22 protein-coding genes and 1 pseudogene are annotated in these 26,920 nt (G+C 53.7%); 21 read left to right on the forward strand and 2 right to left on the reverse strand.

Annotation, left to right across the window (positions count from 1 at the left end; translation table 11 throughout):
* The first annotated feature begins 301 nt into the window (after window positions 1-301).
* The 12 genes and pseudogenes from adhE (at window position 302) to HOP44_RS02625 (ending at window position 17,797) form a co-directional block, all read left to right on the forward strand.
* Window positions 302-2,917 carry a bifunctional acetaldehyde-CoA/alcohol dehydrogenase gene (adhE, locus tag HOP44_RS02570; RefSeq protein WP_172250276.1) on the forward strand — a complete coding sequence of 872 codons (2,616 nt, stop codon included), beginning with the start codon at window positions 302-304 and terminating at the stop codon, window positions 2,915-2,917.
* Window positions 2,918-3,360: 443 nt separating this feature from the next.
* Window positions 3,361-5,625, forward strand: a complete 2,265-nt coding sequence (gene pflB / locus HOP44_RS02575) for a formate C-acetyltransferase (RefSeq protein WP_172250278.1) — start codon at window positions 3,361-3,363, stop codon at window positions 5,623-5,625.
* 115 nt (window positions 5,626-5,740) lie between these two features.
* On the forward strand, window positions 5,741-6,478 hold the full coding sequence (gene pflA / locus HOP44_RS02580) for a pyruvate formate-lyase-activating protein (protein WP_172250280.1): 738 nt from the start codon (window positions 5,741-5,743) through the stop codon (window positions 6,476-6,478).
* 212 nt (window positions 6,479-6,690) lie between these two features.
* Window positions 6,691-9,099: a copper amine oxidase N-terminal domain-containing protein gene (locus HOP44_RS02585; protein WP_172250282.1), complete on the forward strand. Its 2,409-nt coding sequence runs from the start codon at window positions 6,691-6,693 to the stop codon at window positions 9,097-9,099.
* Window positions 9,100-9,297: 198 nt separating this feature from the next.
* Complete coding sequence (locus HOP44_RS02590) at window positions 9,298-9,762, forward strand: Fur family transcriptional regulator (protein WP_172251527.1); 465 nt, start codon at window positions 9,298-9,300, stop codon at window positions 9,760-9,762.
* A complete protein-coding gene (yidD, locus tag HOP44_RS02595) occupies window positions 9,759-10,052 on the forward strand; it encodes a membrane protein insertion efficiency factor YidD (RefSeq protein WP_172250284.1) in 294 nt (97 codons plus the stop codon). Before HOP44_RS02590 ends, yidD begins: the two co-directional genes overlap by 4 nt.
* A gap of 387 nt (window positions 10,053-10,439) precedes the next feature.
* The gene (gene metG, locus HOP44_RS02600) at window positions 10,440-12,539 is read left to right on the forward strand and encodes a methionine--tRNA ligase (protein ID WP_281367773.1); all 2,100 of its coding nucleotides are present in this window, start codon (window positions 10,440-10,442) and stop codon (window positions 12,537-12,539) included.
* A gap of 195 nt (window positions 12,540-12,734) precedes the next feature.
* On the forward strand, window positions 12,735-13,751 hold the full coding sequence (locus HOP44_RS02605) for a metal ABC transporter substrate-binding protein (RefSeq protein WP_172250288.1): 1,017 nt from the start codon (window positions 12,735-12,737) through the stop codon (window positions 13,749-13,751).
* Between the two features lie 39 nt (window positions 13,752-13,790).
* Window positions 13,791-14,561, forward strand: coding sequence for a metal ABC transporter ATP-binding protein (locus HOP44_RS02610; RefSeq protein WP_172250290.1), 771 nt, complete (start codon window positions 13,791-13,793; stop codon window positions 14,559-14,561).
* A gap of 18 nt (window positions 14,562-14,579) precedes the next feature.
* The gene (locus HOP44_RS02615; protein ID WP_172250292.1) at window positions 14,580-15,383 is read left to right on the forward strand and encodes a metal ABC transporter permease; all 804 of its coding nucleotides are present in this window, start codon (window positions 14,580-14,582) and stop codon (window positions 15,381-15,383) included.
* Window positions 15,384-15,576: 193 nt separating this feature from the next.
* Window positions 15,577-16,002 (forward strand): annotated as a pseudogene (gene mntR, locus HOP44_RS02620) (transcriptional regulator MntR).
* A 208-nt stretch (window positions 16,003-16,210) separates the two neighbouring features.
* Window positions 16,211-17,797, forward strand: coding sequence for a family 10 glycosylhydrolase (locus HOP44_RS02625; RefSeq protein ID WP_172250294.1), 1,587 nt, complete (start codon window positions 16,211-16,213; stop codon window positions 17,795-17,797).
* 109 nt (window positions 17,798-17,906) lie between these two features.
* On the opposite strand, the gene HOP44_RS02630 is transcribed toward HOP44_RS02625, so the two are convergent.
* Both HOP44_RS02630 and HOP44_RS02635 read right to left on the reverse strand, forming a co-directional pair.
* Window positions 17,907-18,299 carry a hypothetical protein gene (locus tag HOP44_RS02630; RefSeq protein ID WP_172250296.1) on the reverse strand — a complete coding sequence of 131 codons (393 nt, stop codon included), beginning with the start codon at window positions 18,297-18,299 and terminating at the stop codon, window positions 17,907-17,909.
* Between the two features lie 6 nt (window positions 18,300-18,305).
* A complete protein-coding gene (locus HOP44_RS02635) occupies window positions 18,306-19,307 on the reverse strand; it encodes a DUF1385 domain-containing protein (RefSeq protein ID WP_172250298.1) in 1,002 nt (333 codons plus the stop codon).
* A gap of 259 nt (window positions 19,308-19,566) precedes the next feature.
* Between HOP44_RS02635 and HOP44_RS02640 the strand changes: the two genes are divergently transcribed.
* The 9 genes from HOP44_RS02640 (at window position 19,567) to nusB (ending at window position 26,879) form a co-directional block, all read left to right on the forward strand.
* Window positions 19,567-20,637: a M24 family metallopeptidase gene (locus HOP44_RS02640; protein ID WP_172250300.1), complete on the forward strand. Its 1,071-nt coding sequence runs from the start codon at window positions 19,567-19,569 to the stop codon at window positions 20,635-20,637.
* Between the two features lie 52 nt (window positions 20,638-20,689).
* Complete coding sequence (gene efp / locus HOP44_RS02645; protein WP_172250302.1) at window positions 20,690-21,247, forward strand: elongation factor P; 558 nt, start codon at window positions 20,690-20,692, stop codon at window positions 21,245-21,247.
* Window positions 21,248-21,494: 247 nt separating this feature from the next.
* Window positions 21,495-22,748 carry an aspartate kinase gene (locus HOP44_RS02650; protein WP_172250304.1) on the forward strand — a complete coding sequence of 418 codons (1,254 nt, stop codon included), beginning with the start codon at window positions 21,495-21,497 and terminating at the stop codon, window positions 22,746-22,748.
* A gap of 185 nt (window positions 22,749-22,933) precedes the next feature.
* Window positions 22,934-23,404 carry an acetyl-CoA carboxylase biotin carboxyl carrier protein gene (gene accB, locus HOP44_RS02655; protein ID WP_172250306.1) on the forward strand — a complete coding sequence of 157 codons (471 nt, stop codon included), beginning with the start codon at window positions 22,934-22,936 and terminating at the stop codon, window positions 23,402-23,404.
* A 32-nt stretch (window positions 23,405-23,436) separates the two neighbouring features.
* Window positions 23,437-24,789: an acetyl-CoA carboxylase biotin carboxylase subunit gene (accC, locus tag HOP44_RS02660; protein WP_172250308.1), complete on the forward strand. Its 1,353-nt coding sequence runs from the start codon at window positions 23,437-23,439 to the stop codon at window positions 24,787-24,789.
* A gap of 83 nt (window positions 24,790-24,872) precedes the next feature.
* Window positions 24,873-25,292 carry an Asp23/Gls24 family envelope stress response protein gene (locus HOP44_RS02665; protein ID WP_172250310.1) on the forward strand — a complete coding sequence of 140 codons (420 nt, stop codon included), beginning with the start codon at window positions 24,873-24,875 and terminating at the stop codon, window positions 25,290-25,292.
* Between the two features lie 67 nt (window positions 25,293-25,359).
* Complete coding sequence (gene amaP, locus HOP44_RS02670) at window positions 25,360-25,899, forward strand: alkaline shock response membrane anchor protein AmaP (protein ID WP_172200332.1); 540 nt, start codon at window positions 25,360-25,362, stop codon at window positions 25,897-25,899.
* A 12-nt stretch (window positions 25,900-25,911) separates the two neighbouring features.
* Window positions 25,912-26,145 carry a DUF2273 domain-containing protein gene (locus tag HOP44_RS02675; protein WP_172250312.1) on the forward strand — a complete coding sequence of 78 codons (234 nt, stop codon included), beginning with the start codon at window positions 25,912-25,914 and terminating at the stop codon, window positions 26,143-26,145.
* Between the two features lie 281 nt (window positions 26,146-26,426).
* Window positions 26,427-26,879, forward strand: coding sequence for a transcription antitermination factor NusB (nusB, locus tag HOP44_RS02680; RefSeq protein WP_172200326.1), 453 nt, complete (start codon window positions 26,427-26,429; stop codon window positions 26,877-26,879).
* Window positions 26,880-26,920 lie beyond the last annotated feature (41 nt).

A 26,920-nucleotide genomic window follows, 5' to 3' on the forward strand; every position in this document is an offset into this window, starting at 1 on the left:
AAAATTTTTGTATAAATTTTTAGCTTAATTTAGGAAGAGGGGCTCTGGTGAAAGCTGTTGAAAAAAGACGCGGGAAGCAAAAGAGAAGCGCTTGAGGAAGGAGAATCCGGATGGACAGGAGAAAAGCAAAAGTTTTTTAGGAAGCCGAAAATAGGGCATTAATGAAGGAAAAGCGCCCGAAAGCAAAGGAAAAAAAGAGCGGATTATTTTGTGAAATTTTTCACTTTAAAAAGTGAAAAGCATATGCTATGATCATTCACGTAGAGAAAACAACGCAAACATCTTGAGGAGGATGAGGGAAATGGCAGTGAAAAATGAAGCCGCCCGTACTGTTGAACCAACCGCTGAGCAGGACATTCAAAAGCTGATTGACAACGCGAAAAAAGCGCAGGAAGCTTTCATGCAAATGGATCAACAACAAATCGATACCGTCGTGCAAGCGATGGCCCTGGCCGGCCTGGACAAGCACATGTATCTCGCAAAGATCGCGATTGAAGAAACCAAACGCGGCGTATACGAAGACAAGATCACGAAAAACCTCTTCGCTACAGAGTACATTTATCACAGCATCAAGAATGATAAAACGGTAGGCATTATTGAAGACAATGAGTATGACAGCTTCCAGAAGATCGCTGAGCCTGTCGGCATCGTGATGGGGATCACGCCTGTAACGAACCCGACCTCCACAACCATGTTCAAAGCGCTGATTTCGATTAAGACACGTAACCCTATTATATTCGGTTTCCACCCTTCTGCGCAATACTGCAGTTCCGAAGCCGCAAGAATCCTGCAGGAAGCAGCGGTTAAAGCCGGTGCTCCGGAAGGCTGTATCCAATGGATCGACAAGCCTTCGATGGATAAGACGAACATCCTGATGAACCACCCCGACGTTGCCCTGATTCTTGCAACAGGCGGCGGCGCAATGGTTCGCGCAGCTTACAGCTGCGGCAAACCGGCTCTCGGCGTAGGCCCGGGCAACGTACCGGCATTTATCGAGAAAACAGCCGATATCGATCAAGCCGTAACCGACCTGATTTTGTCGAAATCGTTCGATAACGGTATGATCTGCGCGTCCGAGCAAGCGGTTATTATTGAAGAACCGATCTTCGACCGCGTCAAAAAGAAAATGATTGCAAACGGCTGTTACTTCCTGAACAAAGATGAAATCGCCAAGCTGACTCCAAGCGCAATGAACGTCGAAAAATGCGCGGTCAACCCGGCAATCGTCGGACAGTCGGCTTTCAAGATTGCGGAAATGGCCGGTATTGCCGTTCCGGCAGCGACCAAAATCCTGGTTGCCGAAATCGAAGGCGTAGGTCCGAAATTCCCGCTGTCGGCCGAAAAGCTCAGCCCGGTTCTGGCCTGCTACAAAGTCAAAACGGCGGACGAAGGTATTGCACGCGCTGCAGAGATCGTCGAATTCGGCGGCATGGGTCACTCGTCGGCGATCCACTCCAACGACGACGCCGTCATTCAACGCTTTGCGAATCGTCTGCAAACCGGCCGTATCATTGTAAACTCCCCGTCGACGCACGGTGCAATCGGCGATATCTACAATACGAACCTGCCTTCGCTGACGCTGGGCTGCGGATCTTACGGCCGCAACTCGACTTCTTCGAACGTAACCGCAGTAAACTTGATCAACGTGAAAAGGGTGGCGCGTCGTACCGTGAATATGCAGTGGTTTAAAGTGCCGGACAAGATCTATTTCGAGAAAAACTCCACGCAGTATCTGACAAAAATGCCGGATATCACTCGTGTCGCAATCATTACCGATCCGATGATGGTACAGCTCGGCTACGTGGAAAGAGTTCAGCATTACCTGCGTCAGCGTCAAACGCCGGTTGCCATCGAAGTCTTCTCCGAGGTGGAGCCGGATCCTTCGACAGCGACCGTTGAACGCGGCCGCGCCATGATGGAACGCTTCCAGCCCGACTGTATCATCGCTCTGGGCGGCGGTTCGCCGATGGATGCCGCGAAAGGCATGTGGTTGTTCTACGAATATCCGGATACCGACTTCAACAACCTGAAGCAAAAATTCATGGATATCCGCAAACGGATCTACAAATACCCGCGTCTGGGCAAAAAGGCGAAATTTGTTGCGATCCCAACCACTTCGGGTACCGGTTCGGAAGTCACTTCGTTCGCGGTTATTACCGACAAGGAAAACGGCAATACCAAATATCCGCTGGCCGATTACGAGCTGACTCCCGACGTCGCGATTGTCGATCCGGTATTCGTATACTCGCTGCCTAAAGTTGCCGTAGCCGATACCGGCATGGACGTTCTGACTCACGCTATCGAAGCTTACGTTTCGGTTATGGCAAGCGATTATACCGATGGTCTGGCTATCAAAGCGATCCAACTCGTATTCGCAAACCTGGAAAAATCGGCTTTGACCGGGGACAAATTGGCCCGCGAAAAAATGCATAACGCTTCTACGCTTGCCGGTATGGCTTTCGCAAATGCTTTCCTGGGCATCAACCACAGCTTGGCGCACAAATGGGGCGGGGAATACCACACCGCTCACGGCCGTACCAATGCAATCCTGATGCCGCACGTCATCCGCTACAATGCGAAAAAGCCGACGAAGTTTGCTTCGTTCCCTAAATATTCGCACTTTATCGCCGACGAACGGTATGCCGAAATCGCCCGTATCCTGGGACTGCCTGCCAGAACGACGGAAGAAGGCGTGAAGAGCCTGATCAACGCCATTCGCGACTTGAACCGCAAACTGGGCGTTCCGGAAACGTTCCAAGAACTCGGTTTCGATGCCAAACAGTTCGAAAGCCGCGTCGACTACCTGGCCGACCGCGCATTCGAAGACCAATGTACAACGGCTAACCCTAAGCTGCCGCTGGTTACCGAACTGGCCGATGTTTACCGTGACGCGTTTTACGGCAGATTCGAGGAATAAGAATCGGATCGAAGCTTCGCCTGCAAGATCGAATGTGTTTCTCCTGCTTGGTTTGAACGGCGTCTCCACCTGGTGGGGGCGCCGTTTTTTATAGGCAGCCGGATAAATCAAGAAAAGCTGCTTGGTTGCAAGATTTGAAAAACAGTCATAAAATGATGTGTTATTCAGAAAGCGGGCTTAAAAGTGATAAACATCATAAAAAAATGCGTTTCAGTGATATATGTCACAGTAACTCGCGAAGGAGGGGCGCATAATAAGGACATGAAGATCCCCCAAGACATCGAGAGGCTAATCCGAAGATGGCAATCCTCTACTTTTTCGGTGAATGTGATATTTTTCACCTTGTCGGCACGGCTGCCGGCATCCAGGGATCTTGCAGTGAGATACGGACGCCTCTTCCACCGTATTCTCCGTCAAACACATACAAAAATGGAGGTAATCACATGTCGGTTATCGAAAAAGAAATCACAGGCGCAAACTCGGAAGCATGGAGAGGTTTTAAAGCGGGTAAATGGACGAATCATGTGGACACCAAGAACTTCATCGATGAGAACATCACGCCTTATACAGGCAACGAAGAGTTCCTGGAAGGACCTACACAAAATACAAACGATCTCTGGAAAATCGTATCCCAGCTGTCGAAAGAAGAAAGAGAAAGAGGCGGAGTGTGGGACGTAGACGTCAACACCCCGGGATCGATCACTTCCCACGGCGCAGGTTATCTCGATAAGGCAAAAGAACAAATCGTCGGCGTGCAGACGGATGCTCCTTTCAAACGTGCCATCCAACCTTACGGCGGGATCCGAATGGTTATCGACGCTTGTAAAGCTTACGGCTTCGAAGTGCCGGATGCGATTGTAGATACATTTACCAATATTCGCAAAACCCACAACCAAGGCGTATTCGACGCTTACACATCGGAGATCCGCGCAGCGCGCAAATCGGGGATCGTCACCGGTCTGCCGGATGCTTACGGCCGCGGACGCATCATCGGCGATTATCGCCGCGTCGCTCTGTACGGCGTAGACTTCCTGATGAAGCAAAAACAACGGGAACACAACGAAACGGTCGGAGACGGCATGGATGAGAATACGATTCGGCTGCGGGAAGAAATTTCCGAACAATACCGTGCTCTCGGCGAACTGAAAGAAATGGCGAAAATGCACGGCATGGATATTTCCAAACCGGCATCCAACGCCAAAGAAGCTTTCCAATGGCTGTACTTCGGTTATCTGGCAGCGGTCAAAGAACAAAACGGCGCGGCGATGTCGCTCGGACGCGTATCTTCGTTCCTGGACATTTATGTGCAGCGCGATCTGGCCGAAGGCACATTGACCGAACAAACGGCACAAGAATTGGTCGATCACTTTGTCATGAAGCTTCGTATCGTGAAATTCCTGCGCACACCGGATTACAATGAACTGTTCAGCGGCGACCCTACCTGGGTAACCGAATCGATCGGCGGGATGTCGGTAGACGGAACAACCCGAGTAACCAAGAGCAGTTTCCGTTTCCTGCATACCCTGTACAATCTGGGACCTGCACCGGAACCTAACCTCACCGTTTTGTGGTCCGAACAGCTTCCGGAAGGCTTCAAGAAATACTGTGCCAAAGTTTCGATCGAAACAAGTTCCATCCAGTACGAGAACGATGACCTGATGCGTCCGATCTACGGCGACGATTACGGTATCGCGTGCTGCGTATCCGCTATGCGTATCGGCAAACAAATGCAGTTCTTCGGCGCTCGTGCCAACCTGGCCAAAACGCTGCTGTATGCAATCAACGGCGGTAAAGACGAAAAATCCGGCGAACAGATCGGACCTGAATATCCGGCGATCACTTCCGAGTATCTCGATTACGACGAAGTGATGAAACGCTACACGCCGATGATGGAATGGCTGTCCAAAGTATACCTGAACGCCCTGAACATCATTCACTACATGCATGATAAATACAGCTACGAACGGATCGAGATGGCGCTGCACGACCGCGACATTCTGCGTACGATGGCCTGCGGCATCGCCGGTCTGTCGGTAACAGCCGATTCCCTGAGCGCAATCAAATATGCCAAAGTTAAACCGATCCGCAACGAACAAGGTATCGCGATCGATTTCGAAATCGAAGGCGAATATCCTAGCTACGGCAACAATGACGATCGTGTCGACCAAATTGCCGTACAGCTCGTCGAGAAATTCATGGGCATGATCCGCAAACACAAAACGTACCGCGATTCGATGCCGACCCAATCGGTACTGACGATCACTTCGAACGTAGTATACGGCAAGAAAACCGGTACGACGCCGGATGGACGCAAAGCGGGCGAACCGTTCGCACCGGGTGCAAACCCTATGCACGGACGCGACAAAAAAGGCGCTTTGGCTTCGCTGAGTTCCGTTGCCAAACTTCCTTATGAAGAAAGCCTCGACGGGATCTCGAATACATTCTCCATCGTGCCTAAAGCGCTTGGCAAAGAAGAAGACACACGCAAATCCAACCTGGTTGCCATGCTGGACGGATATTTCGGCAGCAACGCCCATCACCTGAACGTCAACGTATTCGATCGCGAACAGTTGATGGACGCTATGGAACATCCGGAAAACTATCCGCAGCTGACAATCCGCGTATCGGGTTATGCGGTTAACTTCATCAAATTGACTCGCGAACAACAAATGGACGTAATCAACCGTACGTTCCACTCGAACATGTAAACAAGCAAGACCGAAGCGCCGGGCGGTTTTTCGGACCGGATACCTGTTCATTCATAATCAAACATGCGGCGCTCGCGGAACGTGAGCGCCGTTATTATTGAAAGGGTGAAAACGAATGAGTCACAAAGGACGCATACACTCGCTGGAAACATTCGGGACGGTAGACGGCCCGGGAATTCGCTTCGTATTATTTTTGCAAGGGTGTCTCATGAAATGCCAATACTGCCATAACCCGGATACCTGGAATTTCGACGGCGGCAAAGAAATGACCGTTGAAGAAGTGCTGAGCGAAATCGAGCCTTACCTGAATTACTATCGTTCTTCGGGCGGCGGATTGACCATTTCCGGCGGAGAACCGACACTGCAGGCCGCTTTTGTAGCCGAAATCTTCAGGGCAGTCAAAAAGCGCTGGGGACTGCACACGACACTCGACAGCAACGGTTTCAATAATCCCGAGAAGATTCAATACTTGATGGATGTGACCGATCTCGTTCTGCTTGATATCAAACATATCGATAACGGCAAACATAAAGTGCTGACCGGAGTGAGCAACGAGCAAACGCTGCGTACGGCCCGGTGGCTGTCGGAGCACGGCAAGAAAATGTGGATTCGGCATGTGTTCGTACCGGGCATCCATGAAGACGAGAACAATCTGCGGGATCTGGGAAGCTTTATCGGAACCCTGCAAGGTGTCGAGAAATTCGAAATTCTTCCTTACCATCAAATGGGTATTTATAAATGGAAGGAACTTGGCAGAGAGTACCCACTCGAAGGCGTGCCTTCACCGACCGACGAACAAGTTCAGCGGGCCTATAAGCTGATTGAAGAAGGCCGCAGTATGCAGACAATTTGACTTTTTTTCGGATCAAATGCATTAAATTACGAATGTCTTAATTTAAAATGAAGACGATGTAAATGTTATCATATTGTAAACAAAGCGGTTCTTCCTTATATGAGGAAGGCCGCTTTTTTAATAAGTTACAGAAACTTTTAAGGAGTGTTTGCGTCTAATACTATGTGCTTAGTGAGAGAAGGACCAAATTCAGTTATAAAGGGAGTCGTAGAATGAATCTGAAGAAAATCACGATCATCGCTTTGCTTGTTGTCATGCAGACGGCAGCCGTACTGCCGACAGCATCGGCACAAACGGGATCGCCAAGCGAAACGCCGATCGTTGTGCAAGGTGAAGTCATGCAGCAAGAAGGCGCGGCGAAAGAATATACGAAGAAGCTTGCCGCTCCAACGCAAAATGCAGCAGGCCAGACCGAATCCGTAAATCCTGCCAATTCGGCACCGACGCCGAACGCGCAGCCTGCACCTACCCAACCCGCAGCCGATCAGCCGGCAGATCCAACCCTTCCGGAAGGCGAGGAGAACGACGTTCCGCCAACGACGCCTCCGACCGAAGAAGTGCCGACCGACGAAGAAGTGCCGGCAGAAGGAACGGTCGAGCCGGGCAACGTGACACCTTCGGTGAGTCCGAGTACCACTCCGGTGCCGACCAAGCCGGTTACACCAACCAAGCCAACTACACCCGTAGTGAGCATCGATCCCGCTTCCACGCTGGGAACGGATAAACTGATTCTTGTAATCAATGGAAATCAGATGTACCAGAACGGCCAGGCCTATACGGCCGCGCAGCCGATGACCGCCAAGAACGGCGTCTCGTATATTGCGGTGCGTTCGTTCGTCAATCGTGTAGGACTGAAAGTTACATACGATGCGAAAACGAAAGAGACCGTGATTACCAAAGGAGCCGACGAACTGCGCTTCAAGCTGGATAAAGACGTGTATACGGTCAATGGCGTTCCAACCAAAATGAAGGGAACTTCGTTCCAGCAAAAAAACACCTTCATGGTGCCGCTGACTTCGATCACGCAGGCGCTCGGGATTCCTTACAAAATCGACTATAAAGCCAAAACGATTACGCTGAACATTTCTTCGAAACCGACGGCTTCGTTTACGATCGAACCGAAAGAAATCGTGGCGGGCGAGACGAATGTCGTGTATACGACCAAGTCGGAATCGCCAAGCGGATACCAGATCGTGGATGAGCGTTGGGAAGGACGCCAGGATATCTTTACGGATCCGGGCACGTATACCATCACGTATTCCGTACAGGATTCTACGGGACAATGGAGTGATCCATTCAGCCAGACCATTACGGTCGAAGCACCGAACGTAGCTCCGGTTGCACAGTTCACGACCGAAAAAGAGACTTACCGTATGGGTGAGCCGGTCGTTTACACCGATCAGAGTTATGATCCGGACGGCACACTGCCGGAAGCCAACAGCCGGGTATGGGAAAATCAAAAAGGAGCTTACTTCACACCGGGACCGCAAACGATCACGTTGACCGTTACGGATGAAGATGGCGCAACCAATACGTTTACCAAAACGATTACCGTTACGGACGAAGTGCTGTATACGCAGGACGAGTATAACGCTTTGTTCGTACCGATCGGAAGCAAGTTCCTGTTTGACGGGGGCAGCGTGCCTTCGATGCGCAAAGTCGAACGTTTCAATACGTCCGAAGATGTTACGCTTTACCGCAGCAACAGTCCGGAATCCGTATTCAGTACAGGCAAAATGTACGAAGACACGCTGTCGGGCAAAGTTCGTTTCATGGTCCATCATGCCAACTATACCGGTAAAAAAGTAACGATGTATGTGGTGGCCACGAACAACAATGCGACGCCGACGACAATCAAGACGCTGGACAGCGGCTTTGGAGGACCAAGCCCGTTTGCGACTGCGGCAGGCAAAGTGTCCGTACAGCGTTACCACCAATCCGTGATCGACGGAACCAAGAGAGCGGACGTAACTCTGCAGCCGGGCGAGAGCAAAGTGATTCTGACGGAACTGAACGCGATTCCGATGCCGAACAAGTCGGTTATTTCCCTAATCGCGGATGTGACTTCTTCCCAACCGATCACTTACAGCACGCTGATGATCGATCCGGGTCTGGATCCGCTTCAAGAAACGAAGACTCTGACCTCCGCTCCGCGCGATGGCGTGCACAACCGGGGAACTTATCCGCTGGCAACCAAAATCGTCGACGTGTTTGAACCGGTCGGCGGTCCTACGCCAAGCAAACTGATTATTGGCGACAACAACGATGATCCGAACCTCACCGGTATGGATACGCCAAACAACAAAGTGGAATCGAACGCAGGCAACTTCGGCGTTCTGTACAAAATCCATCTGGACAAGGTAGCGCCGAATACGCTGATTACGTTCAACGGACGCGGCGGCAAATATGCCGGCTGGATCCTGGTAAACGGACAGTTGGTCGAATTGTCCGCACAAAGTATGGGCCTTGTCGGTTCCGCGCTTAACACGTCCAGCGAAGCGGGCGTCGTATACCGGACCGGCAGTTCGTCGGAAAGTGTGGATCTTGAATTCACGCCGGCCCCGGGCAGCAACTTGTCCGTTAACCTGATCTTTACGCAGATGCCGGAACTCAAGCAGTAAACGGATTGGCCTCACGGCTGAAAATAACCAAAAAAGCCCGATTTCCCAAAAAGGGGATCGGGCTTTCTGCCGTTGAACCGCGGGTTCGCTTCATTGACTCCGTGTCCGTTTTGGGGCATTATTAATGAAGGGCATTACGAATAACCGAACAATAACCGCAAGGAATAAGCCGGGAACGGCAGGAGGCGAGGGTTGCCGATGCTTTCTATGGAACGCATTATCGAGATTATGGCGGAGCAGGGACTTCGAATTACGGATCAGCGCAAGACGCTGGCGAGATTGTTCGCCGAAGCGCCTGGCTATCTTTCCGCCAAAGACGTTTATGATTATATGGGACAAAAATACAAAGGACTCAGCTTCGATACCGTTTATCGCAATCTGCGCGTCATGCAGGAACTGGGCGTGCTGGAGCAAATCGTGTTCGAAGAAGGCGTCAAGTTCAAGCTGCACTGCAGCGAGAATCATCATCACCATCATATGATCTGCCTGCAGTGCGAGAAAACGTATCCGATTACGTTTTGTCCGATGCAGTTGACGGAATCGCCGGACGATTTCCAGGTCGTCAAACATAAATTCGAAGTGTTCGGCTACTGCAAAAACTGCCAGGAAGAAGCCGCGCAGGAGCCTGTCCAGGCAGCTGCCGGAAAGCGTGAGGCGCGATGAAAATAGCCCGGCGGACGGTTCAGGGGCCGATCCGCTTTTACCGCAAATTCATTTCTCCGCTGACTCCTCCAAGCTGCCGATTCGTGCCGACCTGTTCGGCTTACGCTTTGGAAGCGATCGAGGTGCACGGAGCGGCCAAAGGCAGCTGGCTGGCCGCCAAAAGGATCGCCAAATGCCATCCGCTGCATGCGGGAGGTTACGATCCCGTTCCTCCGCGCCTGCAGCGCGGCCGTCAAACCGCGGGAATAGACAACCAAGAACAAGAAGAAGTCCGCAGCACGCAGGCCTGAGGCTTGACACTGCGGGCTTTTTTTCGGTATATTTTGGTGTATCAATCGATTGATGGTTTGATGCACGATTCAAATGAAAATCCGAGGAACGGATGAGTAGAAGGAAGAACCAGCAGCAGAGAACCGGGTAAGACGCTGCAAACCGGTCTGGAGACTCCTTCGAAGATGGTCCGGGAGGAACTTTGTGCAAGCCGCAGCGCGGCCGGTCCGATACGAGGGGCACCCCAGGGTGCGCGGATGATCGGAAGATGCCGGATCGTGGATGGGTGAGTGCAGAGCGTGTTCCAGCGTTAATGGACGGTCGAATAGGACCGGCAGAGCCTTCGATTCGTGAGAACGAAGGGAATGTGGGTGGTACCGCGCGAGCTTCCGGCTCTCGTCCCATTGATGGGGCGGGGGTCTTTTTGTTGTCTTCCGCTCCGCTGCGCCGTGTGCGGCAAGCTGCGGCAGTATTTTTTTATAAGGAGAGAAGAACACATGACAGAGAAAAAAACGTTCTACATCACGACGCCGATCTATTATCCGAGCGGCAAGCTGCATATCGGACATACGTATACGACGGTGGCGGCCGACGCGATGTCCCGCTATAAGCGGCTTCGCGGCTACGACGTGCGTTTTCTGACGGGAACGGATGAGCACGGTCAGAAAATCGAGCAGAAAGCGGCGGAAGCCGGGCAGACGCCGATTCAATTTATCGACGGAATCGTTGAAGGCATCCGCAGTTTGTGGGACAAGCTCGATATTTCGTATGACGATTTTATTCGTACGACGGAAAGACGCCATATTGACGTCGTTCAGGAGATTTTTGAGCGTCTGCTGAAACAGGGCGATATCTACAAAGGCGAATACGAAGGTTGGTACAGTATTCCGGACGAGACGTATTATACGGAGTCGCAGCTGGTCGACGTCGTGCGCGACGACCAGAACAAAGTGACCGGCGGCAAAAGTCCGGAAAGCGGTCACCCGGTCGAATTGGTCAAAGAAGAATGTTATTTCTTCAAAATGAGCAAATACGCCGATCGGCTGCTGAGCTATTACGAAGCGAATCCGGAGTTTATCCAGCCGGAATCCCGCAAAAACGAAATGGTCAACAACTTCATCAAGCCGGGGCTTGAAGACCTTGCCGTATCGCGGACCACATTCAAATGGGGAGTTCCGGTCAAAAGCGATCCGAAGCATGTCGTGTATGTCTGGATCGATGCGCTGTCGAACTATATTACGGCACTCGGCTACGGTTCGAAAGATCCGGCGCTGTTCGAGAAATTCTGGCCGGCGGATGTGCATCTGGTGGGCAAAGACATTCTGCGCTTCCATACGATCTACTGGCCGATCATGCTGATGGCACTGGATCTGCCGCTGCCCAAAAAAGTATTCGGCCACGGCTGGTTCCTGACCCGCGAAGGCAAAATGTCCAAGTCCAAAGGCAACGTGATCGATCCGGTGAAACTGATCGACCGCTACGGCCTGGACGCGCTGCGTTATTACGTGCTGCGCGAAGTGCCGTTCGGTTCGGACGGACAATTCACGCCGGAAAGCTTCGTCGAACGGATCAATTCGGATCTTGCGAACGATCTGGGCAATCTGCTCAATCGGACCGTTGCCATGGTCGACAAATATGTCGGCGGCGAAGTTCCCGCTTATCGCGGGCAGGTAACGCCGTTTGACGCGACGCTTCAAGAAGCGGCTGCGGCAGCCGTGGACAAGGTAGAGAAAGCGATGGACGGCATGGAATTCTCCGTAGCGCTGACCGCGATCAGCCAATTCGTCAGCCGGACCAACAAATACATCGACGAAACGCAGCCTTGGGTGATCGCCAAAGACGAGAGCCGCAAAAACGAACTGGAATCGGTAATGCTGCACCTGATCGAAAGCCTGCGTATTGCTTCGCTTCTGCTCCAGCCGTTCCTGACCCGGGCACCCAAGCTTATCTGGACGCAGCTGGGGATTACCGGAGACGAAGCGGCCGAGTGGAGAACCTGGGATTCGCTCCGGACGTTCGGCGTGATCGCAGCCGGAACCAAGCTGCAAAAAGGCGATCCGATCTTCCCGCGCCTCGATCCGGAGGTCGAAGTGGCAAATATCGTCGAAGCAATGAGCGGCGGTACACCGGCGGCGGAACAAGCCAAGCCCGCTTCCGAACCGGTCGAAGCTCCCGAAGCCAAAGAAGAGATCGGAATCGAAGACTTCGGCAAAGTCGAACTTCGCGTTGCCCAGGTTATTGCCTGCGAACCGGTGAAGAAAGCCGACAAGCTGTTGAAACTTCAGCTGGACCTGGGCTTCGAGCAGCGGCAGGTCGTCTCGGGCATTGCCAAGTTCTATACGCCGGAAGAACTGATCGGACGCAAAGTGATCTGCGTAACCAATCTGAAGCCGGTCAAGCTGCGCGGCGAAGAGTCGCGCGGAATGATCCTGGCCGCTTCGCACGGCGATCAGCTTACGCTTGCCACGGTGCCGGATTCCATGCCAAACGGCGCGCTCGTCAAGTAATCCGCCATTTCTTGCCGTCTTCCCGGCAAGGGTTCAAACCGCAGCGGGATTCCTTCGGGAATCCCGTTTTTGGTCTGGGTGACTTTAATCGTAAATGTGCCGAAAAAGGTTGACAACATGCAGGCGGACTCCTATAATCGGTAAGGTTACGATTTGAGAAGCCGATATTTTCAATAGGAAACGGAGTGGAGCCCTATGCGAAGTTCCAACAAATACGCCGGACGACTGATGTTCGTACTGGCTTTGGGTGCAATGCTCGTTCTGTCCGCCTGCGGGCGCAGCACGGCAGGCACAATTGTCGAAGATAAAGTGAATGTTGTCACGACTTTTTATCCGATTTACGAATTTGCGTCCGAGATCGGCGGGGAAGATGCGAATGTCATCAACCTTCTCCCTACCGGCGTAGAACCGCATGACTGGACGCCGCGCGGCCAGGATATCGTGAATACGTCAAAAGCCCAGCTTTTTTTCTATAACGGTGCGGGTCTGGAAGGCTGGGTACCTGATTTCCTCAAAGGCCTCGATTCGGAGACGAAAGTCAAAGCGGTCGAGATCAGCAAAGGCGTCGACTTGATTACCACGACCGAGGATGACGGACACGATCACGGAGGCGCCGCGGAAGACGAGCATAACCATGAAGGCGAAGAACACGCGGAAGAAGAACATGCCGAAGAAGCGGCGGACGCCAAGCATATCGATCCGCATACGTGGGTCAGTCCGAAATCGGCTCTGACCATGGCGGGCAATATTCGCGACAGCCTGATCGAAGCCGATCCGGCACACAAAGCGGGTTACGAAGAACGTTATGAGACGCTGATCGGCAAACTGAAGCAGCTCGATGAAGACTTCACCGCGAAATTGGCGGCCGTGCCGAATAAGGAAATCGTCGTATCGCACCAGGCCTTCGGCTATCTGGCCCGCGACTACGGGTTGGACCAGCATGCGATCATGGGACTGTCCCCGGATGCGGAACCGCGTGCCCAGGATATGCTGAATCTTGCCAAACTGGTCAAAGAAGAAAACATTCGCTACATTTTCTTCGAAGAACTGGTATCCGACAAGCTGGCCAAAACATTGGCGGGCGAAGCGGGCGTAGAGACGCTGGTCCTGAATCCGGTCGAAGGATTAACGAAAGAACAGGCGGAAAAAGGCGACGATTACTTCAGTTTGATGCAAAAGAATTTGCAAAATCTGCTGCTCGCCTTACAATAAGAAGAGAAACGAACCGCTTATCAAAAAGGAGGGATCGCCATGTCTGCTATCCCAACCGTAGACTGCCACCAGCCGATGATCGAATTGAAGGATGTTTCTTTTTCCTACAAAGATCAGCACGTGCTGAAAGATTTAAACTTTAACGTGAAGGAGCGGGACTTCGTCGGGATTGTCGGTTCCAACGGTGCCGGCAAAACGACGCTGCTCAAAATGCTGGTAGGATTGATGCCGCCGACAAGCGGAGAGATCCGGATGTTCGGAGAGCCGATCCGCCGTTTCCGCGACTGGGAGCGTATCGGATACGTCCCGCAAAAAAATGCGCTGAACATGCTGTTTCCGGCGACGGTGCGCGAAGTGGTCACATCGGGGCTGTTTACGAACAAGAATCTGTTCCGCCGATTAAACCGGGAAGCCAAAGCCAAACTGGACGACGCGCTGCAGGTGATGCGGATCGAAGATATCGCCGACAAACGGATCGGCCGATTGTCGGGCGGTCAGCAGCAGCGTGTATTTCTGGCGCGTGCCATGATCAACCGTCCGGATCTGCTGGTGCTCGACGAGCCGACAGTGGGGATCGATGCGGAGACGCAGGACGGGTTCTTCGAATTGATCCGTCATATGCATCGGCACCACAATATTACTTTCCTGATGGTCTCGCACGATATCGATCGTCTGGAAGACTATCTGGGCAAAGAACCGCGGCAGCAGAACGGCAAGATCAAATTCTTCGTGCGCCATTCGCATGACGATTTGAACTGCGTGGAAACGGACCTGCAGCATTCGATGCCGCTTGTCCATTCGGCGGAATGAACGTAAGGAGACGGTAACTTGGAAATTTTATTCAGCGACTTTTTTCAGCGCGCACTGCTTGGCGGACTTCTGATCGGATTGACGGCGCCGCTGATCGGCATCTTCCTCGTCCTGCGGCGGCTGTCCATGATCGGCGATACACTGGCGCATGTGACGATCGCGGGCGTGGCACTCGGCTTTCTGATCAATGTCTATCCGCTTGTGGTCGGGCTTGTTTTTGCCGTCGTGTCATCGTTCGGGATCGAGAAGCTGCGCAGAGCGTACAAAGGCTACGCCGAATTGTCGATTGCGGTCATCATGTCGGGCGGGGTAGCCATGGCCTCCTTCTTGTTCACGCTTGGACAGGGCTACAATACCGATGTGACCAGCTATTTGTTCGGCAGTATCTATACCCTCGGCCGTACCGATCTGTATCTGGTTGGCGGAGTGACGGTTGTGGTCGTGGCCGTTGTCATCCTTTTCTACAAAGAGCTGTTCCTGCTTACTTTTGAAGAAGATGCGGCAGCGGTCAGCGGCCTTCCCGTCAAGATGCTCAATATGCTGATCACCGTTCTGGCGGCACTCGTCATCAGTACGGCAATCAAGATTGTCGGCGCGCTGCTCGTCTCGGCGCTGCTGACCATACCGGTCGCCTGCAGCTTGTTTTTGGCCAAAAGTTTCCGCATGTCCATTCTGCTGTCGGTTGCCGTAGCGGAAATTGCCGTGATCGCCGGGTTGGTCGTTGCGGGGATCTGGAACTTCGCGCCGGGAGCCACGATTGTGCTGCTGCTTATTCTGATGCTGCTGCTGACACTGGTTGCGCGCAGGGGATATACCGTCTGACGGGTATCCTCTTTTTTGTGCCGCAAACTTGCCAATAGACGACGAATAAAGGTATCATAGTAAGAGCTGTTTTTTGACGGGCCTATACATATTCGGGCTTTCGTCGGCAGGCGGGATGTCCGTTCATCATCGCCATTCACGGAAAGAACCGACGGTACGGTTTTTCTAAGTCAAGGAAAAGAGGGAAAAGCGGATGCCAACGCCCAGTATGGAAGATTATTTGGAGCGCATCTACCAGTTGATCGATGAAAAAGGCTATGCCCGGGTATCGGATATCGCCGAAGGGCTTGAAGTTCATCCTTCTTCAGTAACCAAAATGATCCAAAAGCTCGACAAGGACGAATATTTGGTTTACGAAAAATATCGGGGCCTGATCCTTACCAGCAAAGGCAAAAAAATCGGCAAGCGCTTGGTGGACCGCCATCAGCTTCTTGAAGAATTTTTGCGTTTGATCGGCGTTGAAGAAAGCCGCATTTATCAGGATGTAGAAGGAATCTAGCATCATCTGAGTTGGGATTCGATTACGCGGATCGAGTCGCTCGTCGAATACTTCGGCCGCGATCCGAAACGTCTGGAAGAACTCAAAATCGTCCAGGACGAAGGAATAAGCGAATTTTAGGAAAGGCGTCTGTGGCCCCGGGGCACAGATGCCTTTTTGTTTGCCGATCGAGCGCTACAATTGCACCCCGGGAAGCGTATAACCGTTAGAAGGCGGGAGGTGGGTAACGAAATCGGCGGTTTGCCCGTCAAAGAGGAGCCATGCAAAATCCGGTTCGCGATCGGTACGGCCGGACGAAATCAAACGGGAAATGAGGGAACACGTAAACATGAAATGGCGTCAAGGATTAATGGTACTGCTGGCAGTGATGCTGCTGCTCCCCGCGTGGAGCGGACTTGCAGGAGGCCGGGCAAATGCGGCTTCCGTGATCTCGATCGTTCTCGACGGACAACGGATTCAAGGAGACGTCGATCCTTATATCGTGTCCAACACGACGCTTGTGCCTATGCGGCTCGTCAGCGAAAATCTCGGCGCGCAGATCCAATGGTCCCAGAGCGAAAAGGTGGTCAAGATCAATCAGGGCGGAACACTGCTGTCTATCCCTCTGGGTTCGAAAACCGCTTTTGTCAACGGAAACTCCGTAGACCTGGAAGCTCCGGTTACCAGTCTGAACGGTCGGATCATGGTTCCGCTGCGTTTTGTGGGACAAGGATTGGGATTAAGCGTCAACTGGAATCAAGCGACGCAGACGATTACGCTGACCACGCCGGACGGTTCGATCAGGGTTCCCGTTCCGGGTGTGCCGGATAACGAAGGAAAACTGACCGCACTTCGGGGCGTATGGATTGCGACCGTGTCGAGTCTCGACTGGCCGGCCTCGAAAAGCGCTTCGACGCAGCAGGCCCAGTTCTCCGCCATGCTGGACCAGCTCCAGGAAACCGGCGTCAACGCCGTATTCGTGCAGGTGCGTCCAAGCGCGGATGCGCTGTACAAATCGTCGCTTGTCCCGTGGTCGAACGTGCTGACCGGAACGCAGGGCAAAGACCCCGGTTACGACCCGCTTGCTTTTATGATCGAAGAAGCCCATAAGCGCGGGATGGAATTCCATGCCTGGTTCAATCCGTTCCGTGCCAGCACGGGCAGCTCGACGGCGAATCTGGTTTCAAGCCATGTCGCCAAGGCCCATCCCGACTGGATGGTGAACTTCGACGGCAAACTGTATATCAATCCGGGGATCCCGGCCGCCCGTCAGTCCGTGATCGACAATGTGATGGAAGTCGTGAACAACTATGATATCGATGGGGTGCACCTGGACGATTACTTCTATCCGTACGGAGAATCATCTTCGAAGAAATTCGGCGATGACGGTACTTACAGCGTGTACAACACCGCCGCTTACAAAAACAAAGGCGACTGGCGCCGCGCGAACATCAATAGTTTCGTGCAGACGCTGGGCAGTTCGATTCATTCCGTCAAACCGGATGTCCGTTACGGAGTCAGTCCGTTCGGCGTATGGCGCAACGGTTCAAGCGATTCGCTCGGCTCTTCGACACGCGCCGGCGTAACGGCTTACGATTCGACGTATGCGGATGCCCGAACCTGGATCAAGAACGAATGGATCGATTACGTGGTGCCGCAAATCTACTGGAGCAGCGCGAACACGGCCGCCAATTACAAGACGCTTGTAGACTGGTGGGCCGACACGGTAGAAGGAACCGATGTCGACCTGTATATCGGAGAAGCCGCTTATAAAGTGGGTACGTCCGAAGCCGGCTGGAGCAGCGCTTCGGAACTGACCGACCATTTGGCTTATACGATTGGACGCAGCAACGTGGACGGCAACATCTTTTTCCGTGCCCAGAACATCCTTTCTTCCAAAGTGAAAAGCACCCTGCAGCAGTACTGGGCGAATTAATCCGGAAGAAAAGAATTTTTCCACAAACAAAGGACATGAAAAAGAGAGAGCGGAAATTCCGCTCTCTCTTTTTGTCGGTCTTTGCTGTAGGGCTCTGCATGAAACTCCTCTAATGGAATTTCGGAATATCGTCCTCGTCTTTGCCTTTTCGCCCTTCGATCACCTGGAACGGATAGTTTTTCCGCTTTTTTGCAGGGGCAGCCGGCGTTTTGCTTTTGCTGCCGCGAGAAGCGGCAGCCTTGGAGGAAGCGGACGAAGACATGCGGGACATCTTCTCCTGGGTACGGGCGGAAGGTTTGATCTTCGGCCGCTGGCCGCCGCTCCCGGAAGAACGGGTACCGCCTGCACGCCGGGTGTTTGGCAGCAGGAAGTACAGCAGGGCAACGACCGCGATAATGCCGATCGGAATCAGCCAGGTCATGGACGGGTTCATCAGGATATTAACGATGCCCAGCGCGGCAAGCGCCAGGATTACGAAACCGGCAACGCCCGGTTTTCTCATAAAGCATCAACCCTCCAGCGGATCGAGTATGGCGTCCGGCACCGAAGCGGGGGCGCCTTGCTTGGCATAAACGGCATCGAGTTCGCGCATCCGGTTGAACGACGCGATCGAAACTTCAACCTGCTCGTCGGTCGGTTCTTTGGTCGTCAGCAGCTGCAGCCACAGGCCCGGATATCCAAGGTAGCGCAGCACCGGCACGTCGCGCAGGGCATTCGTGAACTTCAGAAACTCGAACGATACGCCCATGACGACCGGCAGAAGCAGCAGACGCTGCACCACGCGTTCGATCAGGGAGTCCCAACTGAACAGCGAGTAGATCAGAATCCCGATGATGACCGTCAGCATAATAAAGCTGCTGCCGCATCGGTAATGGAGCCGGGTGTATTTCTGCACGTTTTTCGGAGTCAGCTCTTCGCCGGCTTCGAACGCGCTGATGACTTTGTGTTCGGCTCCGTGATACTGGAACAACCGCTTCACGATCGGCGTCAGCGAGATCAGGTAGAGGTACAGAAGAAGGAGGACCAGCTTGATGCCGCCTTCGGTGAGATTATGGTAGATTTGGTGCGAAAAACTGCCTCTGAACAAAAAGTCTTCGACAAACACCGGGACGAGCGTAAAGACCAGCTTGCCGGCGATAAAGGAAACGATCGCCGCCGCCGTTACGCCGATAATGGCGCCCAGGCCAAGTTTGGCTTCGCCTTTTTTGTTCTTCGCTTTCAATTCTTCGCGTTCTTCCGGCGTCATTTCGTCGTCGGCGTAGGCGTCGAACGAATAGTTGAGATGCTTGGAACCTTTGACGCTGGAATCGATCAGGCTGACCAGGCCGCGAAGCAGCGGAACTTTGCGCAGCGAGCGTACCCAGCCTTTTTCTTCGCGGGGCACTTCGAGAAAAGTGATCTCCCCGCTCTTGCGGCGCACCGCGGTAACGTTGACGTGCCTGCCGCCGAACATGACTCCTTCGATTACGGCTTGTCCGCCGTAGGCGACGGGAGCGGATTTTTCAGACAAAACCTTCACCTTCCTAAACGTTTTAAAGTACCTCTGCGCAGACCGGGCGCGAGCAAATGCCGGTCCGGAGACATTTCTTTTCATTGTATCGGATTTTTCCGGCAAATACCAGCGAACAGGCGGCGTCGGCGCGAAGCCTGCCCGTGCGGGAAAAGGCTTCTCAGAGGGGGTGCCCGTATGATAGAATGTACTGTGGTAATTTCGCTTGAGGTTCTGGAAAATACGAACTGAATAGGTTCACCGGGAAAGAGGAGAAAATATGCAGCAGCGTGTAAACAAATTGCGCGAAGCGATGGCCGCCAAAGGCATCGGCGCGATGTTTGTGGCCAGTGACATTAATCGTCGTTACCTGACCGGATTTACAGGTTCCGCCGGCTATGTGTTAATTACCGAAACGGACAGCTACCTGCTGACCGATTTCCGTTATATGACGCAGGCGCCGCAGCAGGCCAAAGATTTCAAAGTGGTCGAGCATGCGCCGAAAGTGATGGAAACGGTTAAAGAACTGTTGGGCTCTTCGTCCAAACTCGCTTTCGAACAGGAACATGTCACATTTGCGACGTACCAAAATTACCGGGAAGCGCTGGAAGGCGTCGAACTCGTTCCGGTGTCGGGTCTTGTGGAAGGCCTGCGCATTTTCAAAGACGAGGGCGAACTTAACATCATGCGTGAAGCGGCGGCTTTGGCCGACCGGACTTTCAGTCATATTCTGACGAAGATCCGTTCGGGCGTTACCGAGCGCGAGCTCGATTTGCAGATGGAAATGTTCATGCGCGAAAATGGGGCAACTTCGTCGTCGTTCGACACGATCGTCGCTTCGGGCGAACGTTCGGCTCTGCCGCACGGCGTAGCCAGTTCCCGCGTTCTTCAAGGAAACGAATTTATTACGTTCGATTTCGGCGCCCTGCTGAACGGATACTGCTCCGATGTGACCCGTACCGTCGTTCTCGGCGAAGCAAGCGACCGGCACCGCGAAGTTTACGGCATCGTGCTGGAAGCCCAGCTGAACGCCCTCGACAAGATTCGCCCGGGCATGACTGGCCGCGAAGCGGACGCGCTTACCCGCGATATCATTGCATCGTACGGGTACGGCGATAACTACGGTCACAGTACGGGGCACGGGCTCGGCATGGAAGTCCACGAGAGTCCGCGTTTGTCGAAGCTCAGCGACGACATTCTCAAACCGGGTATGGTCGTTACCGTGGAACCGGGCATTTATATTCCGGGCTTCGGCGGCGTACGGATCGAAGACGATATCGTGATTACCGAAACGGGAATCGAGATTATCACTTCTTCGACCAAAGATCTTCTCCTTCTGCCCCTGGCATAAGGCAAACCAGAATCGGCATCAACCAGGCAACTATTCCAAGGAGGAATCCTCTATGATCTCAGTCAACGATTTTAAAACAGGCCTTACCGTCGAAGTCGACGGCGACATCTTTACCGTTATCGAATTCCAGCACGTAAAACCGGGCAAAGGCGCGGCATTCGTTCGCTCCAAGCTCAAAAACCTGCGCAACGGCAATACCGTTGAGCGTACTTTCCGTGCCGGCGAAACGATCGGCCGCGCGCAGATCGAAAACCGCGGCGTACAGTATCTGTATGCAAGCGCCCAGGAACATACGTTCATGGATAACGAAACCTACGATCAGTTCACGCTGAACAGCGACCAGCTCGAATGGGAACTCAAATTCCTGCGCGAGAACATGAACGTGCACATCATCAGCTACAAAGGCGAAATCCTCGGGATCAACCTGCCGACGAGCGTTGAGCTGAAAGTCATCGAAACCGAGCCGGGCATCAAAGGCAATACGGCAACGGGCGCTTCCAAAAGCGCGAAGCTCGAGACGGGTCACAGCGTTCAGGTTCCTTTGTTCATCAACGAAGGCGACGTTCTGCTGATCGATACGCGCGAAGGCAAATACATTTCCCGCGCATAACGTTTTTTTTCGAATACGAATGCTGCCGGAGCCTGCGGGCTTCCGGCAAAACTCTCCGACCGCATCCGCGGCCCGGAGAGTTTTTTTATGCAAAGGAACGTCGGAAAATCTAAACAATGCACGGAAAAAACAATGGAAGCCAGGGGCGTTTTCGTATTATACTCATTTAAAGCGATAAAATAGACCGGAGCCGTCCTATTGCAGGACCAAGCGAATTTCCGGAAACATGCGGGGGAGTGAACACGTTTTGTCATTATTCGTCATGAAATTCGGCGGCAGTTCCGTCGGCGATACCGAGCGGATGCAGAGGGTCGCAAAGCGGGTGGCCGAGAAAAAAGAAGAAGGACACCGCTGCGTCGTCGTGGTATCGGCCATGGGCGATACGACCGACGATCTGATCGATACGGCCAAAAGGTTGAGCGACAATCTTCCGGCACGGGAAATGGATATGCTGATGACAACCGGGGAGCAGATTTCGATCTCGCTGCTGTCGATCGCGATCCAGGCGATCGGGCACGAGGCGGTTTCGTTTACCGGCTGGCAGGCCGGCTTCGAAACGGAAGCCGATCACGGCCGCGCCCGTATTCTCAATATCCGTCCGGATCGCGTCTTGAAGGCGCTCGATGCAGGCAAAATCGTGATTGTAGCCGGCTTCCAGGGGATGAGCGAAGAAGGCGAGATCACGACGCTTGGCCGCGGCGGCTCCGATACGACGGCCGTTGCTTTGGCCGCGGCGGTTCAAGCCGACGCCTGTGAAATTTATACCGATGTGGACGGCATCTATTCGACCGATCCGCGAATCGTCAAATGCGCACGCAAGCTGCCGTCGATCTCGTACGACGAAATGCTGGAACTTGCGAACCTGGGTGCGGCTGTCCTGCATCCCCGGGCCGTGGAGTATGCCAAGCACAACAACGTCCGTCTGATCGTGCGTTCGAGCTTTAATTATAATGAAGGAACCGTAGTGGAGGAGGAGTCGAGCATGGAACAGGGAGTGGTGGTAAGCGGGATCGCTTACGATAAAAATGTGGCGCGGATCAGTATTCTGGGCGTATCCGACGTGCCGGGCGTGCTGGCCGGGGTCTTCGGTTCGCTGGCCTCGGAACGGGTCGACGTCGATATCATCGTACAGAGCGGATCGCAGGACGGCAAAGCCGATTTCTCGTTTACCGTGAACGGTTCGGAAGTCGAACGTGCCCTTCAGGTGATCGAAAACAACCGCGAACGCGTGCCTTACCGCGAGCTGACTTCGGAGTCGGATCTGGTCAAAGTATCGATCGTAGGCGCCGGTATGGTCAGCCATCCGGGCGTAGCGGCGGAAATGTTCCGCGTGATCTCCGACCAGGGAGTCAGCATCAAAATGGTCAGCACTTCGGAGATCAAAGTGTCGTGCGTGATCGAAGGCGAGAAAGTCAAAGACATCATTGCGGCGCTGCATACGGCCTACAATCTGGATACCCAAGAGCAGGTGTTTGTCGGCGGTCCCCAGGATCGGCGGTAAAAATCCCCGAAGCGGGTTTGCCGCAGGGCGAAAAGGGCGGGACTCCCTCCGGGGAGCCCGCTCTTTTTATTTTGTAAGGTTGTGATATAATACATAACGTTAGTTAAACGGCTTGCCTCGCGTTTTTACAAAACGCTGCATGATCTTGCCCGCACAAGCCTGAAAATGTTAAGGAGCGTGCCCGAATGTTTAAAATAAGCGAAATTAAAGAACTTATCGAACTGCTGGACCGGACGTCGGTTCAGGAACTGGAATTGGAAGAGGAAGGCGCGCGTGTCGTGATCCGCAAAGGCGGACGCGTCGAAGCGTCGGCCATGCAGGCTCCGGTATGGGTACAACAGCCGCAGGCACAACCCGCTTCCGCGCCGAATACGGCCGCTCCTGCGGTTTCCGCTCCAGCGGCACCGGATGAGTCTTTACATAAAATCGTCTCCCCGATGGTGGGTACGTTCTATTCGTCACCGTCGCCGGATGCCGATGTTTATGTAAACGCAGGCAGCCGCGTCAACGAGAAATCCGTCGTCTGCATCATCGAAGCGATGAAGCTCATGAACGAGCTGCTGGCCGAAGTCAAAGGCGAGATCGTGGAAGTGCTGGTCGAAAACGGTCAGCTGGTCGAATATGGACAACCGCTGTTCCTGGTTAAAGCGGAATAAGCGAGCCCGAAAGGAAAGGAGGACGTTTCAATTTGGAGACAACGAAATTCAATAAAATTCTGATCGCCAACCGCGGCGAAATCGCTGTGCGGATTATTCGCGCGTGCCGCGAAATGGGCATCTCGACGGTCGCGGTATATTCCGAAGCCGACCGGGATTCCCTGCATGTCCGTCTGGCCGACGAAGCCTACTGCATCGGCCCCACAGCTTCCAAAGACAGCTATCTGAACTTCACCAACCTGATGAGTATCGCGACGCTGACCGAATGCGATGCGGTACACCCGGGTTACGGATTCCTCGCGGAAAACGCGGACTTCGCGGAAATTTGCGAATCGTGCAACATTACCTTTATCGGTCCTTCGCCGGACAGCATCACCAAGATGGGCGACAAAGCAGTAGCCAAATTGACGATGCAAAGCGCGGGCGTTCCGGTTATTCCGGGTTCCGACGGCCTGGTCGAAGATCTGGACGAAGCGATTCAAATCGCACGCGGCATCGGCTATCCGGTCATCATCAAAGCGACAGCGGGCGGCGGCGGCAAAGGCATTCGCCTGGCCGAAGACGAAGACACGCTGCGCCAGCAGATCGTGGCTGCCCAGCAGGAAGCGGAGAAAGCGTTCGGCAACGCCGGCGTCTATCTGGAGAAATTCCTGACCGGGATGAAGCACGTGGAGATCCAGCTGATCGCCGACAAGCACGGCAACGCGGTGCACTTGGGCGAACGGGACTGTTCCGTACAGCGCCGCCGCCAGAAGCTGGTGGAAGAAGCGCCTTGTTCGATCATCTCCGAAGAAGTGCGGACGGCGATGGGCGCGGCGGCGGTACGTGCCGCCCACGCGGTTAACTATTCCGGCGCGGGCACGCTCGAGTTCCTGCTCAGCCCCGACGGAAACTTCTATTTCATGGAGATGAATACCCGAATCCAGGTGGAACATCCGGTAACGGAAATGGTGACCGGCGTGGATCTGATTCAGGAAATGATCTCGGTTGCCGAAGGCAATCCGCTCTCGTTCACCCAGGAAGAAGTAAAGATCAACGGCTGGTCGATCGAATGCCGGATCAACGCCGAAGATCCGGACCGCAATTTCATGCCGGCTCCGGGCAAAATCAGCTTTTATCTGCCTCCGGGCGGACCGGGCGTACGGGTAGACAGCGCGGCTTACCAGGGCTATACCATTCCGCCGTTCTATGATTCCATGATCGCCAAGCTGATCGTCTGGGCGCCGACGCGCACGCAGGCTATCGCCAAAATGAAGCGGGCTTTGGCGGAATTCGCCGTCGAAGGCATCGCGACTACCATCCCGTTCCATCAGCGCCTGCTGAATCACGACACGTTCGTACGCGGCGATTTCGACATCAAATTCCTTGAGGAAAACGAAGTCTGAACGTGACAAACGCCGTTTGTCACATCGGGCGGCAAATGCTATATTTAAGGAATAAATAATCCATAAGGTGGATGGTATCGAATATGAGCAGCTTACCTACAGAATTTGAACGGACGGAGATTGGCGAGATCCAGATCGCGCCCGAAGTGATCGAAGTGATCGCGGGACTGGCTACGATCGAAGTGGAAGGGATCGCGGGCATGAGCGGCGGATTTGCCGGCGGTATCGCCGAGCTGCTGGGACGCAAAAACCTGTCGAAAGGCGTTAAAGTGGAAGTCGGCCAGCGCGAAGCGGCAGTCGACGTATCCGTGATCGTCGAATACGGTTCCCGTCTGCCGGAAGTGGCCGGTGCGGTTCAGCGCAACGTCAAGCGTTCGATCGAAATGATGACGGGATTGTCCGTGATCGAAGTCAATGTGCATGTCCATGACGTGCAGTTCAAGACCAGAACGGTGGAACACCGGTCCGAAGAGCTCGAACTGGGTACGCCCCGGGTGAAATAACGTTCTTTTCCAACCCCCGACCCGAAAAGTCGGGGTTTACTACCGTTTTGAGGGGGCTTGGCTGTACGTGGCAAAAATTGTGGACCGACTGCTGCTGTTCGTATACAGCATAACGATTTTGATTCTGAGTATTTTCGCCATCCTCCTGCTCAGCCGCTCGATCCGGATGCCGGTCGATTTCCGCTTCGATCTGCCGACCCTGTCGGCGGTCATCGCCGGATTGGCCGTGCTGATCCTGATCAGCCTGCGCATGCTGTTCGTCTCGCTGCGGCGCAGCCGCGGCAATCTTCATTCCGTCGATCAGCGGACCGATCTGGGCGATATCCAGATCTCCGTGGAAACGATCGAGAACTTATGCCTGAAGGCGGCTTCCCGCGTACGCGGCGTCAAAGAGCCTCGTACGCGAATCCGCATGACCGAGCCCGGGCTGGATGTCCGGATCCGCACGGTCGTCGACGGCGAATATCCGATCCCGGCGCTGACGGAAGAAGTGCAGCGGGGCGTCAAGGAATTCGTGCAGGAAATCACCGGTATTCCGGTGGCTTCGGTTTCTGTCTATATTGCGGGAGTCGTGCAGCCCCAGGCATTCAAAAGCCGGGTGGAATAGGAGTGAGCGCCGATGAATTGGAGTGAAATCTGGGCCGTGTACGGAGGCCGTTTGGCCTGGACGGCCTGGGGATTGTTTTTCGGCCTCCTGTATCTGCTGGCCGGATTCGGACCCATGCTTGTGGTCCTGCTGCTGACGCTGCTCGGGTATGGGATCGGAAGGCGCAAAGATCTGCGCGCCGGACCGCTTCTCCCCTGGAGCGAGATTCGCGATCGGCTCGTGCAGCGCTGGCGTCCGTTTCGGTAACCGAACCTGAACGGACTGCCGGGCTTACTGCCAAATGGAGCGAAAGCCTGTGAGACGTTTTTACGCCGGGCATAACAAAGGGCTTGCGTCCGTCTTGAGAGCAAGACAGGCGGCGTTTCTCGCCGGAACACGAGGGCGGTACGGCCTGAAAAAAGGCCGGCCGGCCCGTTTTTCGCGAGCAGCGGAGCTTTTGCCGGCGGGAGAAGCGTTTCACAGGTTTTTGCATGTGCAAGAACAGTTGGATTGATCAAAGAACGAACAACAGATTGCGGGAGGGACCCATGAAAAGAAGACTGGGAAGAGAACTTGCGGTACAGAGCTTGTACCAAATGGAAATGAACGAAGTAGCGGCATTCGATGCCGTGTCGATGCTGATTTCGGAAGCCGGGGACGAAAACGAAGGCGAAGTCAAACTGGAAGATGCCGACCGTCTGGCCGAGTATGTGCTGGAACTGGTCAACGGAACGTGGACGCACAAAGCGGCGATCGACGATCTGCTCGGCACGTATCTCAAAGGGTGGCAGATCAGCCGCCTGTCGCGCGTAGACCGCCAGATTCTGCGTCTGGCCGCTTACGAAATGATCTTTGCCGAAGATGTTCCGGCCAAGGTAGCCGTCAACGAAGCGATCGAATTGTCCAAACACTTCGGTACCGACGAGTCCGGCAAGTTCGTCAACGGCGTACTCGGCAAAATGATTCAGGACGCCGAAGAACTGAAAACGAAATTGAAATAAACGTTTGCTTCTTTTTTCATTCGGCATTTTATATAGACTTT

Source organism: Saccharibacillus deserti, assembly GCF_013618475.1.
In the GTDB taxonomy this organism is placed as follows: Bacteria; Bacillota; Bacilli; order Paenibacillales; family Paenibacillaceae; genus Saccharibacillus; species Saccharibacillus deserti.

Bases quoted from the DNA above. Each gene is read 5' to 3' on its own strand.
- adhE (WP_172250276.1), top strand. From the start codon at position 302: ATGGCAGTGAAAAATGAAGCCGCCCGTACTGTTGAACCAACCGCTGAG.
- pflB (WP_172250278.1), top strand. From the start codon at position 3,361: ATGTCGGTTATCGAAAAAGAAATCACAGGCGCAAACTCGGAAGCATGG.
- pflA (WP_172250280.1), top strand. From the start codon at position 5,741: ATGAGTCACAAAGGACGCATACACTCGCTGGAAACATTCGGGACGGTA.
- HOP44_RS02585 (WP_172250282.1), top strand. From the start codon at position 6,691: ATGAATCTGAAGAAAATCACGATCATCGCTTTGCTTGTTGTCATGCAG.
- HOP44_RS02590 (WP_172251527.1), top strand. From the start codon at position 9,298: ATGCTTTCTATGGAACGCATTATCGAGATTATGGCGGAGCAGGGACTT.
- yidD (WP_172250284.1), top strand. From the start codon at position 9,759: ATGAAAATAGCCCGGCGGACGGTTCAGGGGCCGATCCGCTTTTACCGC.
- metG (WP_281367773.1), top strand. From the start codon at position 10,440: ATGGGGCGGGGGTCTTTTTGTTGTCTTCCGCTCCGCTGCGCCGTGTGC.
- HOP44_RS02605 (WP_172250288.1), top strand. From the start codon at position 12,735: ATGCGAAGTTCCAACAAATACGCCGGACGACTGATGTTCGTACTGGCT.
- HOP44_RS02610 (WP_172250290.1), top strand. From the start codon at position 13,791: ATGTCTGCTATCCCAACCGTAGACTGCCACCAGCCGATGATCGAATTG.
- HOP44_RS02625 (WP_172250294.1), top strand. From the start codon at position 16,211: ATGAAATGGCGTCAAGGATTAATGGTACTGCTGGCAGTGATGCTGCTG.
- HOP44_RS02630 (WP_172250296.1), bottom strand. From the start codon at position 18,299: ATGAGAAAACCGGGCGTTGCCGGTTTCGTAATCCTGGCGCTTGCCGCG.
- HOP44_RS02640 (WP_172250300.1), top strand. From the start codon at position 19,567: ATGCAGCAGCGTGTAAACAAATTGCGCGAAGCGATGGCCGCCAAAGGC.
- efp (WP_172250302.1), top strand. From the start codon at position 20,690: ATGATCTCAGTCAACGATTTTAAAACAGGCCTTACCGTCGAAGTCGAC.
- accB (WP_172250306.1), top strand. From the start codon at position 22,934: ATGTTTAAAATAAGCGAAATTAAAGAACTTATCGAACTGCTGGACCGG.
- HOP44_RS02665 (WP_172250310.1), top strand. From the start codon at position 24,873: ATGAGCAGCTTACCTACAGAATTTGAACGGACGGAGATTGGCGAGATC.
- HOP44_RS02675 (WP_172250312.1), top strand. From the start codon at position 25,912: ATGAATTGGAGTGAAATCTGGGCCGTGTACGGAGGCCGTTTGGCCTGG.
- nusB (WP_172200326.1), top strand. From the start codon at position 26,427: ATGAAAAGAAGACTGGGAAGAGAACTTGCGGTACAGAGCTTGTACCAA.